The 13,129-nt window shown below is 45.5% G+C and carries 9 protein-coding genes and 1 pseudogene; 3 read left to right on the top strand and 7 right to left on the bottom strand.

Translation table 11 applies throughout. From position 1 onward, the window contains the following. Positions 1 to 143 precede the first annotated feature (143 nt). From arsB to Q0502_RS14620, 6 genes and pseudogenes are all read right to left on the bottom strand, one after another. Positions 144 to 1,163 (bottom strand): ACR3 family arsenite efflux transporter, encoded by a 1,020-nt coding sequence (arsB, locus tag Q0502_RS14645; RefSeq protein ID WP_298652216.1) that lies wholly within the window; start codon positions 1,161 to 1,163, stop codon positions 144 to 146. A gap of 61 nt (positions 1,164 to 1,224) precedes the next feature. Then, positions 1,225 to 1,656, bottom strand: coding sequence for an arsenate reductase ArsC (locus Q0502_RS14640; protein ID WP_298652212.1), 432 nt, complete (start codon positions 1,654 to 1,656; stop codon positions 1,225 to 1,227). 42 nt (positions 1,657 to 1,698) lie between these two features. Continuing rightward, positions 1,699 to 2,148, bottom strand: a pseudogene (locus tag Q0502_RS14635) (N-acetyltransferase family protein); the annotation flags it as partial. Positions 2,149 to 2,221: 73 nt separating this feature from the next. Next, the gene (locus Q0502_RS14630; protein WP_298652209.1) at positions 2,222 to 2,548 is read right to left on the bottom strand and encodes a metalloregulator ArsR/SmtB family transcription factor; all 327 of its coding nucleotides are present in this window, start codon (positions 2,546 to 2,548) and stop codon (positions 2,222 to 2,224) included. Between the two features lie 497 nt (positions 2,549 to 3,045). After that, positions 3,046 to 4,434 carry a tRNA uridine-5-carboxymethylaminomethyl(34) synthesis GTPase MnmE gene (gene mnmE, locus Q0502_RS14625; RefSeq protein ID WP_298652206.1) on the bottom strand — a complete coding sequence of 463 codons (1,389 nt, stop codon included), beginning with the start codon at positions 4,432 to 4,434 and terminating at the stop codon, positions 3,046 to 3,048. A gap of 221 nt (positions 4,435 to 4,655) precedes the next feature. Continuing rightward, positions 4,656 to 6,323 (bottom strand): nucleoside kinase, encoded by a 1,668-nt coding sequence (locus Q0502_RS14620; protein ID WP_298652203.1) that lies wholly within the window; start codon positions 6,321 to 6,323, stop codon positions 4,656 to 4,658. A gap of 154 nt (positions 6,324 to 6,477) precedes the next feature. Between Q0502_RS14620 and Q0502_RS14615 the strand changes: the two genes are divergently transcribed. Genes Q0502_RS14615 through Q0502_RS14605 form a run of 3 tightly spaced genes read left to right on the top strand, consistent with a single transcriptional unit; the run spans position 6,478 to position 11,919 of the window. Continuing rightward, positions 6,478 to 8,295, top strand: coding sequence for a Na/Pi cotransporter family protein (locus Q0502_RS14615; protein ID WP_298652200.1), 1,818 nt, complete (start codon positions 6,478 to 6,480; stop codon positions 8,293 to 8,295). A gap of 11 nt (positions 8,296 to 8,306) precedes the next feature. Continuing rightward, entirely contained in the window at positions 8,307 to 8,645 is a 339-nt protein-coding gene (locus Q0502_RS14610; protein ID WP_298652197.1) for a translation initiation factor, read from the top strand. Then, positions 8,623 to 11,919, top strand: a complete 3,297-nt coding sequence (locus tag Q0502_RS14605; RefSeq protein WP_298652194.1) for a UvrD-helicase domain-containing protein — start codon at positions 8,623 to 8,625, stop codon at positions 11,917 to 11,919. Before Q0502_RS14610 ends, Q0502_RS14605 begins: the two co-directional genes overlap by 23 nt. Before the next feature lie 63 nt (positions 11,920 to 11,982). Here the strand turns inward: Q0502_RS14605 and Q0502_RS14600 are convergent. Further along, on the bottom strand, positions 11,983 to 13,129 hold a 1,147-nt coding region (locus tag Q0502_RS14600; protein ID WP_298652192.1), incomplete at its 5' end, for a PQQ-binding-like beta-propeller repeat protein.

Raw genomic sequence — 13,129 nt, 5'->3', positions numbered from 1 at the left:
GCAACAAGAAATGCGCATAATGAGATAATAATAATTTCCATGATTTTAATGGGAAAATGTATTGAGAATATAAAAGGAGTGAAATTCTATTTTGAGAATATAAATATAAAAACTCATGCAACTGTTCATTCTCATTCTCTTTTTTATTTGTAGTATTTTCTTTTTAGCCAAAAGGCAATATTTACCAACAGGATAAGCATAGGCACTTCCACAAGCGGCCCAACGACTCCGGCGAAGGCTTGTCCGCTGTGTAAGCCGAAGACGCCTATTGCAACCGCAATAGCCAGTTCGAAATTATTACCTGTGGCGGTAAAAGCGATCGAAGCATTCTTATTGTAAGATGTACCTATGAGCCTGCCTGCAAAGAAGCTAAGGAAGAACATCACCACGAAATAGATCAATAACGGTATGGCAATCCGTACTACCTCTAATGGTATTTGTACGATCAATTCTCCTTTCAGGCTAAACATCAAAATGATGGTAAATAATAATGCTATCAAGGTAATAGGTGAAATAGCAGGGATAAATTTTTCCTTATACCATTGTTCTCCTTTGATTTTAACCAATATCAAACGGCTAAGAATACCCATCAGGAAAGGAATACCCAAATAGATAGCGACTGTTTCTGCAATCGTCCCCATTGATATATCCACTATTGCACCCTCAAAACCGAATAAGGGAGGAAGTTTTGTGACAAATATCCATGCATAAAAACTGTAAAAGAATACCTGAAAAATACTGTTCAGAGCTACCAAACCTGCGCCATATTCCCTATTTCCTTCTGCCAGATCGTTCCACACAAGTACCATCGCAATACAACGAGCCAACCCGATAAGAATGACACCTACCATGTATTCCGTATAATCGTGCAGGAAGAGGATGGCCAATAAAAACATCAGGACAGGCCCGATAATCCAGTTCAGGATGAGTGATACTGTCAGTATTTTTACGTTGGAAAAAACCTTAGGCAGTTGTTTGTAATCCACTTTCGCCAATGGCGGGTACATCATCAGGATAAGACCGATAGCCAACGGTATATTCGTTGTTCCGCTCGACATGGAATTTATATAGCTACTGAAAGACGGGATAAAATAACCCAATCCCACACCGACAGCCATAGCAAGGAAAATCCAAAGGGTTAAGTTTTTATCTAAAAAACTCATTTTAACTACACTTCTGTTGTCTCCGCCGATTCTAAAGAATTCCGTTGAACGTTGTTTCTTTTTACTCATGCCCCTTTATCTTGTTTAGATAGAGTTCGTAAAAAGCCTTTTTGATTTCATCCCTTACCCTGATATACTCCGATTGTATAAATTCGGGCGTCCCTGATGCTTCGGAAGGATCATCAAATCCCATATGTAAACGGTGTTTTACCTTACCCGAAAATGTAGGGCAGCTTTCATTTGCCCCACCGCAAACGGTAATTACATAGTCCCATTCATTATTTATATATTGTTCTGCATTATCTGATGTATGATGTGAAATATCTATCCCTGCATCCTGCATGACCTCTATCGCTTTGGGATTCACCTTCCCGCTTGCCTTTGTGCCTGCGGAATAAACCAATAGTTTAGGATCGAATGATTGTAAAAATCCATGAGCTATTTGGCTACGACAACTATTGCCCGTGCAAAGGATAAGGATTTTAGGTGGTATTTGCTTAATTACAAGCTGCCAGTGTCCGACATCGCGCCACTGGTCAAATTTCCATCCGATTTCTTTCATGTGCGATGCCTGTTTAAAACCGAATTTTTCATGCAGGCGTACACTACTTTCATTCGGAATACAAATTCCTGCGATCAGGGTGTGTATACCGTCTTTATATATTTCTTTGAAAAGATGTTGGTACAGGATTGTACCCAAACCTTTGCCTTGCAAATCTTTGTCAAGATATATTGTTATTTCTTTTGTGGATGAATAGGCGCAACGGTTATTCCAGTTATGCAGATAACAATAACCTGCAATTTTGCCGTTAATCTCTCCGACATAATAAGGAAAACCCTCGTCTAAAAAACTTTTAATGCGTTGTTGCATATCGGCTTCGCTTACAGCTGCCGTTTCAAAGGTGATAGCTGTATCCTCCACATAGAAATTGTAAATATCACAGATGCCTTTTGCATCTTCCAGTGTCGCTTTCCTTATTTTCATATAGATCAATATTATTCGTATTTATACATACAATTTTTAATTCGTAGATTAACGAACATTTTGGGTAAAATTTTTACTTGGAATTACAGCTTTCTTCATTATTAATTTCTACAAAGAAAGCTGAAAACAAACTTTTTGCCTTTTCCCAATTTTCTTTATTGATACAGTATTTGACTGTCGGCAACGTAATTGTTCCCTGTATTAATCCTGCATCTTTAAGTTCGTTTAAATGCTGCGATAATGTACTTTTGGCAATGGGCAGTATTTCCGACATATCACCATGATAACAACATGACTGGTTTGCAAGCATTTCCAGTATAGCAATACGGATAGGATGCCCCAATGCTTTGGCAAAGCGTGCTAATTGTTTCTGCTCGGCTGCTAATACTTTATTTGACATCTCTTATATTTTTATTGTTCGTAAATATACAAACTATTTTTTAATTCGTAATATTACGAATTAATTTTCTGCAAATATTGCTCCTGATTTTAACAAAACTATTATCATCTAATTTGTGTGTTTATCTCCCGCCGGAATGTCAGCGGATCTGCAATATATGGATAAGAACTTGTCGCCTCACCGATTGTTACTGTAATCGTACCATCATTGAAAATCCGGCCTAATATATTCTGTTGTATATGTAGTCCTTCACATGTAGATCGTTGTCTTTGGAGGTTGCGATTTCTTTCTGTGGGAGAATGATTTAATTGATTTTTCTTTTAAGGTTTCCAGCAAGTTGATCGATTTTATAAATTTGAGTAGGGGTCTTTGAATAAATAATTCCTGAACGATTGTGCTATACATCTCTACAATTGATTCCAAAATGATTGTTTTTCCGCAACCGTACTTGCCCAAACATATGGAGGAAGCAGAGTAGAGAATTTATAATCAATATATTACTTACCGATACAAAACTTAGAGAAAATATTGCCGAGTATCTCATCGGTAGATATTTGTCCGGTGATCTCGCCAAGATGGAACATGCATTCGCGGATGTCCTGGGAGAGAAAGTCATGAGTGATGCCGATTTCCAGACCCTCTTTTACACGGAGGATGGCCTCAAAAGCTTTTGTGAGGGCTTCATAATGACGCAGGTTGGTTACGATCACATCTTCCTCGCCGATAGCGGGAATGGCCGCGGCTTTCACTAACAATTCCTGTAACCGGCCGGTATTGTAATGCTGCTTTGCAGAGATAAAAAGCCTGTCACCCTCCACTTCCGGAAGGATGCCTTCAATGTCTGCCCGCTCTTCTTCCGGTATCAGGTCGGCTTTGTTAAACAGTAGAATCAGGTGTTTTTCCTTTGTCTTCGGAAGGATGGACTCTGCCAGGGACACAATCTTTTCCCGTGGTGTGGTCAGGTCAACTACCCACAGCACAATGGATGCCTGTTCTATTTTCTGGAATGTACGCTCAATTCCCATCGTTTCAATGGTATCGGAAGTCTGGCGGATACCGGCCGTATCGATAAACCGGAACGTAACACCCCCGATATTCATGGTATCTTCTATCACGTCGCGCGTGGTTCCATGGATATCACTCACGATGGCTTTTTCCTCATTGAGCAAGAGGTTCAGCAAGGTCGATTTACCCGCATTGGTCTCACCAATAATGGCCACCGGGATACCGCTCTTGATGGCGTTACCCAAACGGAAGGAGCCGACCAGTTTATCGATCTCCCGTTCAATTTCTTCGGTCAACAGGTACAACTGCTCCCGGTTGGCAAATTCCACATCCTCTTCCGAAAAATCGAGTTCCAGTTCGATAAGTGAAACGAATTGCAGCAATTTATCACGCAAGTCGGCCAGTTTTTTGGCAAAACCACCCCGCATTTGATTCATCGCTACCCTGTGCGAAGCCCGGGAAGAGGACGCGATCAGGTCAGCTACTGCCTCGGCCTGACTCAGGTCGAACTTACCGTTGCGGAATGCACGGCGGGTGAACTCGCCCGCCCCGGCTAACCGTGCACCACCGGCAAGCAACAGTTCCATAATCTTCTGCTGAATATAGACCGATCCGTGACAAGAGATCTCCACGCTCTCCTCACCCGTAAATGAATGGGGTGCACGGAAAACAGTGATCAGCACTTCATCCAGCACTTCATCCTCCGCCATGATTCTTCCAAAATGGACCGTATTGGCAGTAGCTTCGTCCAGTTTTTTCCTGGAAGGAGAGTGAAATATCCGGTCGATCAGGGCACAACTTCCCTCGCCTGAAAGGCGGATAACGGCTATCGCTCCCATACCGGGAGGAGTAGATATTGCACAAATTATATCTTCTGTCATATTTATGCCCGGGTTATGATCCGAGACTCTTACCTAATCAACAAATTAGTAAAATTACACATTGGCGTATCGGACATTTGGTTGGGTTTGGAAACTTCCGACTTCTCCATTATTCACATTTAACTACACTTCTGTTGGTTCCACCGATTCTAATGAATTCCGTTGAATCTTTTGTTTCATTGGCACATTATTCTCATTGGCATATTGGCACATTGCCCATTTCAGTACCTGAAACTGCTTCCTCCCAGGAATTCCCGGAGCAATGAAGTGGGCGGCAGTTCGCGGTCGGTAATATAATTAAAATAGCCTAAGAATTTAAGTAACCGGTAGGCCTCGGAATATTCCGGTACAGTACGTGGGACACGCATCAGGATAGGCTCTGCATGCCGGCGAATGGCCGCCAGTTCATAGATCATGGCCGAGTTGAACATCATATCGGCATTCTCCTGATAGGGAAAGATCCATTTATCTTCACCACGCCGGACACTGTCCCAACGGGAAATGGTTTGTTCCGCCGAATACCCCCGGTAGCGGTAGTCGCGCACGATACGGCGGATCAACCGGTTATCGGAAGCGGGGATCCAGTTATGGTCATCCAGCGAGATAGTCGTCAGCGCGGAGACATACACTAAAAATTTTTTCTCCGGAGGGATATGCTCCGTCAGCTCCGGATTCAACCCGTGTATCCCCTCCACGATGAGGATGCTGTTTTCCTCCATCTTCAGATAGTTCTTTCTGAATTCCCGTTTACCCGTCATAAAATTGTAAAACGGCAGTTCAACCTTTTCTCCCCTCATAAGCGTGAGCATATGTTGTTCGAATAATGCCAGGTCGAGGGCGTAGAGTGATTCATAATCTTTCTCCCCATGTTCATCCAGGGGCGTTTGATCCCTGTTGATAAAATAGTCATCTAAGGAAATACCCACCGGCTTCAGCAGATTCACCAGTAGCTGCACTTCAAGCCGTTTGCGAAAGGTGGTCTTTCCCGAAGAAGAGGGACCCGATATCAGGACGACACGTACTCCATCCCTGAACCGGCGGGTGATCTCTTCGGCGATCCCGGAAATCTGTTTTGCCTGATAAGCTTCCGCCACCTGGATCACTTCGGACATACGATTTTCCTGCTTCGCCCGGTTCAGATCTCCCACATTATCCAACTGGCTTATTTTTAAAAATTGAAGATGTTCCCGATACACATTCAATAACTTTTCCTGCTCTATTTCGGGTTCCAGTTCCACCGGATTTTCACGGTTGGGCACCCGTAACAGATAACCTCCGTTGTACGGCTGGATGTCGAACATCGTAATGTAGCCGGTAGAGGGAGTCAGGCTGCCGTAAAAATAGTCGATATATTCTTCTAATTTGGAATAGCGGGCATAAAGAAAATCGGACGTTTCAAGCAGCCGGGCTTTATCCTCCATTCCCCGTTCCCGGAACAGTTTCACCACTTTGGCAGTTTCCTCCTCCACCTGAATAAAAGGGATATCCGTTTCTACAATTTCCCGCATCCTGTTACGAATAGTATCCAGTTCGGGCTTGCCGACCGGTACCTCCGCCTCGATCTGAAAATAATAACCTTTGGCTACGGCATGTTCAATATGCGTTTCAGCATGGGGTAAGGTATCGTGCACTGCCTTGGCCAGAATAAAGCAAAGCGACCGGACATAGGTACGCATAGCCGAAGAGTGGGTCAGGTCCACATATTCTATTGTTTTTGGTCGGTACACCCGGTAGGAAAGCGATTCTGTCTTATTGTTCACTTTCGCATTCGTAATCAGGTAGGGTGATCTAACCCCAAAGACATCAATAAGCTCCTGTAATGATGAACCGATTTTTATTTCTTTGTATATATTGGTGTTAAGGCAATGCACACGAACGGTATCTGTCATATCGTTAATTTTTGGCTTTTACATTTATTTGTAAACAAATATTTTTTATCTATATTTAAATAATATAAGATGCGCCTCGGAAAAACTCAAACGAGTTTGGCTTTTCTCTCGGCTTTCACTATATTTGCACGCTAATATACGCTATTTTTCGAACATGGACTACAGTTTCTTCGATTTTTTAGGGCTCGTGGGTTCGCTGGCTCTTTTCCTGTACGGGATGAAGATAATGAGCGAAGGCCTGCAAAAACTTACCGGCAATAAACTAAGGAATATCTTGTCTGCAATGACAAAGAACCGACTGACAGGAGTATTGACCGGCGTACTGATCACCGCCCTCATCCAGTCATCCTCCGCTACCACAGTAATGGTAGTGAGTTTTGTAAACGCAGGGTTACTGAGCCTGGTGCAATCCATCGGCGTGATCATGGGAGCCAATATCGGAACTACGGTTACTGCATGGATAATCTCTTTATTCGGATTCGGGAAATTTTCGATCAGTGCTTTAGCAATCCCATTGATGGGTATAGCCCTTCCACTTATTTTTTCTTCCAAAAACAGGAATAAATCGCTGGGGGAATTCATTTTCGGGTTTGCTTTCCTGTTTATGGGGCTTGACTTTCTGCAAAGTTCCATGCCCGATCTGCAGAACAACCCCGAGGTGTTGTCTTTCGTGCAGAACTTCACCGACATGGGAATCGTGTCCGTTCTCTTTTTCCTGCTTGTCGGCACTATATTGACGATCGTCGTTCAATCTTCGAGCGCCACGGTCGCCCTTACCCTGATCATGGCGGTAAAAGGATGGATCGATTTTCCCAGTGCTGCCGCGATGGTTATGGGTGAAAATATCGGTACCACAATCACTGCTAATCTTGCTGCTATCCCGGCGAACATATCGGCAAAAAGAGCGGCATTCGCCCATTTTATGTTCAACGTGTTGGGGGTTTTATGGATGTTATTCGTCTTCAAATATTTTGTGGGTATGATTGATACGATCGTTTCGGGAATCACCTCCAGCCACCCTACCGAAATAACACCATTCATCGCCTCGCTCACTCCCGAAGAATACACGCAGATCACCACGCTCCCCAAATCGGAGCTTTCTCCCGAACTGGTAGCCCTGCAAAACAAATATCTCGGCTACCAGGCCTCCACATCCTATGGTTTATCGTTATTTCACACCCTCTTCAATATCTGTAACGCTTTCATTATGATATGGTTTGTGAAACTGTACGAAAAGATCTGTCTCACCGTTATCAGGCCAAAGCGAGGGGAGGAGGAAGACGAAGAGTTCATCCTCCAGTATATCTCTACGGGGATGGCTTCTACGGCTGAACTCTCTATCATTCAGGCGGAAAAAGAGACGGATGTATATGTGCTGCGTGTCCGGAAGATGTTCGGTTTCATAAAGAAAATGACCAATCTGGACCATAATGACAAGAAGTTCCTTAAATTGTATAACCGTACCGAGAAATACGAAGATATCTGCGACCAGATGGAGGTCGAAATAGGATCTTACCTGGGAAAAGTCGCGGAAGGAAGACTTAGCAATCAGAGTAAAGAGCGTGTCCGCGCTATCCTCCGTGGGGTGACAGAAATAGAAAGTATCGCCGATTCAAGTTGTAATATTGCCAGGCATTTAAAACGGAAAATGGAAGCGGATGTTGTTTTTGAAGAGAGTATTATCACCAATATCAACAATATGTACGAATTGTTGGACAAGGCATTGGAAAATATGCAGGCCTTACTCAAAAATCAAAAAATAACGGAATCGGAACTACTGCATAGCAAGTATATTGAGAACAGCATCAATGAAAAGCGGAATCTTTTGAAGCGTGAGAATGTGGAGAATCTGAACCAGAATCTTTACTCATATCAAAACGGCGTCTTCTATATGGATATAATCTCAGAATGTGAACGAATGGGGGATTATATTGTGAATGTAATTGAATCGATAGAGGTAAAGCATAATTGAATTATAATGATATGAACGACTGGAAAAAAAGACTGGATATTGTCTACTCCACCAATCCCGATTACCACTACAAGGAAGAGGGAAGCGAGGAAGAGAATACACAGCCGAAAGAGAAACAGTTGCTTCGCATCAGCCTCGACAAACGAAACCGCAAAGGAAAAGCGGTAACGCTTGTCACCGGGTTCACAGGAAGTGATGACGATCTGCAGGAACTGGGCAGGATGCTGAAGACAAAATGTGGCGTGGGCGGATCGGCCAAAGAGGGCGAGATCATCATTCAGGGCGATCACCGCGAGAAGGTACTGGGTATCTTGCAGAAGGAGGGATATGCCAAATCACGCATCATCTGACAGGCGACACCTACATGTGATCAAAGCATCTGCCGGATCGGGCAAAACGCACCGTCTGACAGGTGAATATCTTCGTTTGCTTTTCTCGGCGCCGAACAACCACCGGCATATCCTGGCCGTGACCTTTACCAACAAGGCGACCGACGAGATGAAATCGCGTATTGTGGAAGAGTTACACTGTCTGGCATCAGGAGCGGATTCTTCCTACCTGACGGGACTGATGGAAGATTTCGCTATGAGTCGTGAAGAGGTACGCACAAAAGCAAAGACCCTCTTAGAAACTATCCTGCACGACTATTCGGCATTCTCGATCAGTACCATCGACCGTTTTTTCCAGCAGACCATGCGTACCTTTGCCCGTGAGACCGGCCTGGCAGGGGGGTACAATATGGAACTGGATGAAACTTCCCTACTGACGGAAACCATCGACCTGATGCTTTCCGAATTGGATAAACCGGAAAACAAAACTCTCTCAGAATGGCTCCTCAGGTTCATGCAGCACAATATCGAAGAGGGGAAAAGCTGGAAGATCGACCGGCAGGTGCTGGACCTGGCAAAGCAGCTGTTCAACGAGACATATAAATCGTTTACGGATGAGGAACAGTCCACCATTCAGGATAAGGAACAGCTCGAGACCTACAAACAGATGCTCATCCGCATCGCGCAGCGTTACGAGAACGAAGTAAAAGCGGTGGGAGTGAAGGCGCTGGCCATCATACAACAATATGGATTGTCGTACGACGATTTTAAACATAAAAGGAACTCCGGTTTCCTGCTATTCACCAAGCTGGCCGGTGGAAGCGTGGAGAAACCTTCCAACCGACTTATCGCACTGGTAGACAATATCGACCTGTGGTACAGCGACAAGGAAAAAGAGAACGCTATCCGGTCGGCCTACGCCGACGGCCTCAACGAATGTGTGAAGCAAATCATCTATCTTTCCGATAACGACCGGGAATACCAGACGGCGAAGCATCTGCTCCGTAATTTCTACACCCTGGGCATCCTCAACGACATCAAACAGCGACTGCGTAAACTACAACAGGAAAACAACACCCTGTTCCTCTCCGACACGACGGAACTGCTGAACGATATCATTGCCGGTACCGATTCGCCTTTTATCTATGAAAAAACAGGCACACGCGTCCACCATTATATGATAGATGAGTTCCAGGATACCTCCCGCATGCAATGGGAAAACTTCCGTCCGTTGATCGGGGAAAGTCTCGCCTCCGGCAACCTTAACCTGATCGTGGGCGATGTGAAACAGAGTATCTACCGTTTCCGCAACTCCGACTGGCGTCTGCTTGAGGAGCAGGTAAAAGAGGATTTTCAGGCAGGCAATATCCGGGAACACGTGCTGGACACCAACTGGCGAAGCGATGCCCATATCGTGCAATTCAATAATGCCTTCTTTACGAAAGCGGCGATCAACCTGCAAAACGATTTTAACGCGTCGACAGAAGGAATACAGCATATAGAAGGAGCACAAAATAACGGCCGTAACCACGATACGCAGATTGTCAATGCATACGCTGACCTGTATCAACAGGTTCCCTCGAAAAAAGAGGACAGCGGCGGACAGGTGAGGATCACTTTTCTGAAAGACGACAAAGAGACCGACTGGAAAGCGGATGTAATGGAACAACTGCCGCACGAGATCGAAGCGCTGCAGGATCAGGGATTCGCACTGAAAGATATTGCCATAGTCGTACGATGGAACCACGAAGCGGTACAGGTAGCCGAAACATTACTGGCCTACAGGGAACAACATCCGGCATCACCTTACCGCTACGATATCATTTCCAATGAAGCGCTTCTTATCGGCAGTGCACAAAGTGTCAAAGCTATAATCGCACTGATGCGCCATTTCCGAAACCCGAAAGACGACACCCGCCGTATGATGGCGATCTACGAATTTTACCGGTTTCAACGCCGCTCTTCCCCGGATGAGGCATTACAACTCTATCGCGAAGAAGCGTACCGTGATTTTCCGGAGGAAATCAAAGGCCATCTCAGCGAATTGGTGTCTATGCCCTTCTACGAAATGACCGAGCACTTTTTCACGCTCACTGCCGATGCATTGGATACCAAAGGGCATGCCTATGTACAGGCATTTCTGGATATAGTCCTCAAATTCAAGGAGAGCGCCACGGCTGATCTGAATGACTTTCTCGACTGGTGGGACGAGAGCGGGTATAAAAAAGCGCTTTTCTCACCGGAAGACCAGGATGCCATCCGGCTGATCACCATCCACAAATCGAAAGGGTTGGGTTTCGGCGCCGTGATCATGCCGTTCCTGAACTGGGGTATGGATCACAATACACACCACAACGACATTATCTGGTGTAAACCCGGATCAGCACCATTCAATGCACTGGGTGTGGCTCCTTTGAGGTACGGTAAAGGGCTTGAAGACACCATCTTCAGGGACAGCTATCTGGAAGAGAAACGATTCACCTATATCGACAACCTGAACCTGCTCTATGTAGCATTTACCCGCCCGAAGCACCGGCTTATCGCTTTCGCTCCCATCCCCAGAAAGCCGGAAACCATATCCGACGTGGCCGGCCTGTTGTGGCGAGGCATCACCGATACTGCTCCCCTACCCGATCCGGGGCCGCTCACCCCTGTGCCCTCTGATCCCGGAAGAAATTATATTCCGCTGAGTGAATATTTCAGTGAGGGAGACGTAGGATCTGTCTTTGAGTACGGCAATCCGACGGTGGTAGGGAAATCGGAAGAAAAACCGGTTACGAATACTTATAAAACTGGGAAATGGCAATCAGTTCCATTCGGTGACCGGCTAAAGCTGCGGTTCAATTCCATCGGCTATTTCAGCGACGACGGTAGCCGTGATTACGGACGGATGATGCACGACATTGTAAGTAATGTGAAAACCCTGGCGGATATTCCGCAGGCAGTGGAACAAAAGATATCCCGAGGAGAACTGGGAGAGGAAGAGAAGGACAATACGATTCGCGAGTTGACAAACATCTTATCACTGCCCGAAATCTCGGACTGGTATTCCGGCAAATACACCGTACTGAACGAGACACAACTGCTGCATCCCGCCGCCGGCTTCAGTCGCCCCGACCGGGTAATGATCGGCCCCAATGAAGTGATCATAGCCGATTATAAATTTGGAGAGTTGGAAGAACCGAAATATATCCGTCAGGTCCAGCGGTATGTAAGACCCATTGAGGAAATGGGCTATCAAAATGTGAAAGGGTTCGTTTTTTATGTGAAGACAGGAAAAGTGGTCCAAGTATAATGAAATACTAACCTACTTGATTAATACCGAACGTTTTCATTAAGCTATATGTTCCCTACATCCTCAATTGATCTTCAGCTTCACCAGTTTTCCATCCATAGCCGAAACATACAGCTCGCCGTTTTCGGCAGGTAAGATCATATTGATCAACCCGCTGGAAATACGGTACTTCCACAGGAAAGCACCGTCCGATGCACGATAGGCATAGATCAGCCCCTTATCGGTAGGCGCATATACGATCCCGTTTTTCTCTACCACCGGCGTAGGGGTAAGTTCATAGCCCATATCCTCTCCCGAAGAGATCCATTTTATTTTTCTTTCGGTAACGGTCGCGTCAATAGCAAGGATATCCCCATCCATTGTTTTGGCGTAGACGGTATTGCCGTCTTCCGAGATACCGATTGATTCGCGCACCCTGTTTTCCGGATCATTATATCGCCATATCACTTCTCCCGTATCTTCATCCAAAACGGTCATATACCTGTCGGGGGAAGCCAGATAGATCCGTCCGTGTGTAGCCACGGGTACCACCTGTGCAGGTGACAGCATACGGTTCGAGTGTCCGCTGTTCCAGATCCAGCGCGGTTTTCCCGTTTCAATATCGAGGGCATAGAACTTATTGCCCCAACTTCCGAAAAAGATCACTCCATCTTTCACCAGCGGGCGGGTCACCACGAAATTCTTCACACTGTCGAATTCCCAGAGGAGCTTCCCTGTCGACACATTCCACGCACGACAATGCCCGTCCGATCCGGCGATCATTACCTTTTCGTTGGCACAGGCAGGCGATGACACCACCGCTTTATCATTCTTCAGTTTAAACCGTTGTTTCCCGTTTTGCAGATCCAACCCATAGAGAAACGAATCAGAGGAAGCACACCACACCGTGTTGTTATATACAGTCGGAGTGGAATATATCTTGCCGCCGGTCTTATAGGTCCAGACGGTTGTACCGTCTTCCGCCCTGGCCGCTTTAACCTCCCCGGAAGTATTGGTATATATTAACAGATCGTCATGCAAAAACATACCGCTGCCCATATCGCTCTTTTCCTGTACGCTCCATACTTCGGTTACATAAGGATGATCCTGGTTAAAAGAATAGTCGGGACGGGGCGGATTATTTTCCCACTGAGGCCGCTCCCCTGCCGGATAGGTAAGCCAGGGAGAAAGTGTTTCTCCCGAAGTCTTTCGTTCCTGCAAGATAATTGAA

This window comes from uncultured Proteiniphilum sp. (genome assembly GCF_937873925.1).
Classification (GTDB): Bacteria; Bacteroidota; Bacteroidia; order Bacteroidales; family Dysgonomonadaceae; genus Proteiniphilum.
The sequence above is the reverse complement of the archived record's forward strand: the minus strand, read 5'-3'. Positions and strand labels throughout refer to the sequence as shown.

Bases quoted from the DNA above. Each gene is read 5' to 3' on its own strand.
- Q0502_RS14615 (WP_298652200.1), top strand. From the start codon at position 6,478: ATGGACTACAGTTTCTTCGATTTTTTAGGGCTCGTGGGTTCGCTGGCT.
- Q0502_RS14610 (WP_298652197.1), top strand. From the start codon at position 8,307: ATGAACGACTGGAAAAAAAGACTGGATATTGTCTACTCCACCAATCCC.
- arsB (WP_298652216.1), bottom strand. From the start codon at position 1,163: ATGAGTTTTTTAGATAAAAACTTAACCCTTTGGATTTTCCTTGCTATG.
- mnmE (WP_298652206.1), bottom strand. From the start codon at position 4,434: ATGACAGAAGATATAATTTGTGCAATATCTACTCCTCCCGGTATGGGA.
- Q0502_RS14605 (WP_298652194.1), top strand. From the start codon at position 8,623: ATGCCAAATCACGCATCATCTGACAGGCGACACCTACATGTGATCAAA.
- Q0502_RS14620 (WP_298652203.1), bottom strand. From the start codon at position 6,323: ATGACAGATACCGTTCGTGTGCATTGCCTTAACACCAATATATACAAA.
- Q0502_RS14630 (WP_298652209.1), bottom strand. From the start codon at position 2,548: ATGTCAAATAAAGTATTAGCAGCCGAGCAGAAACAATTAGCACGCTTT.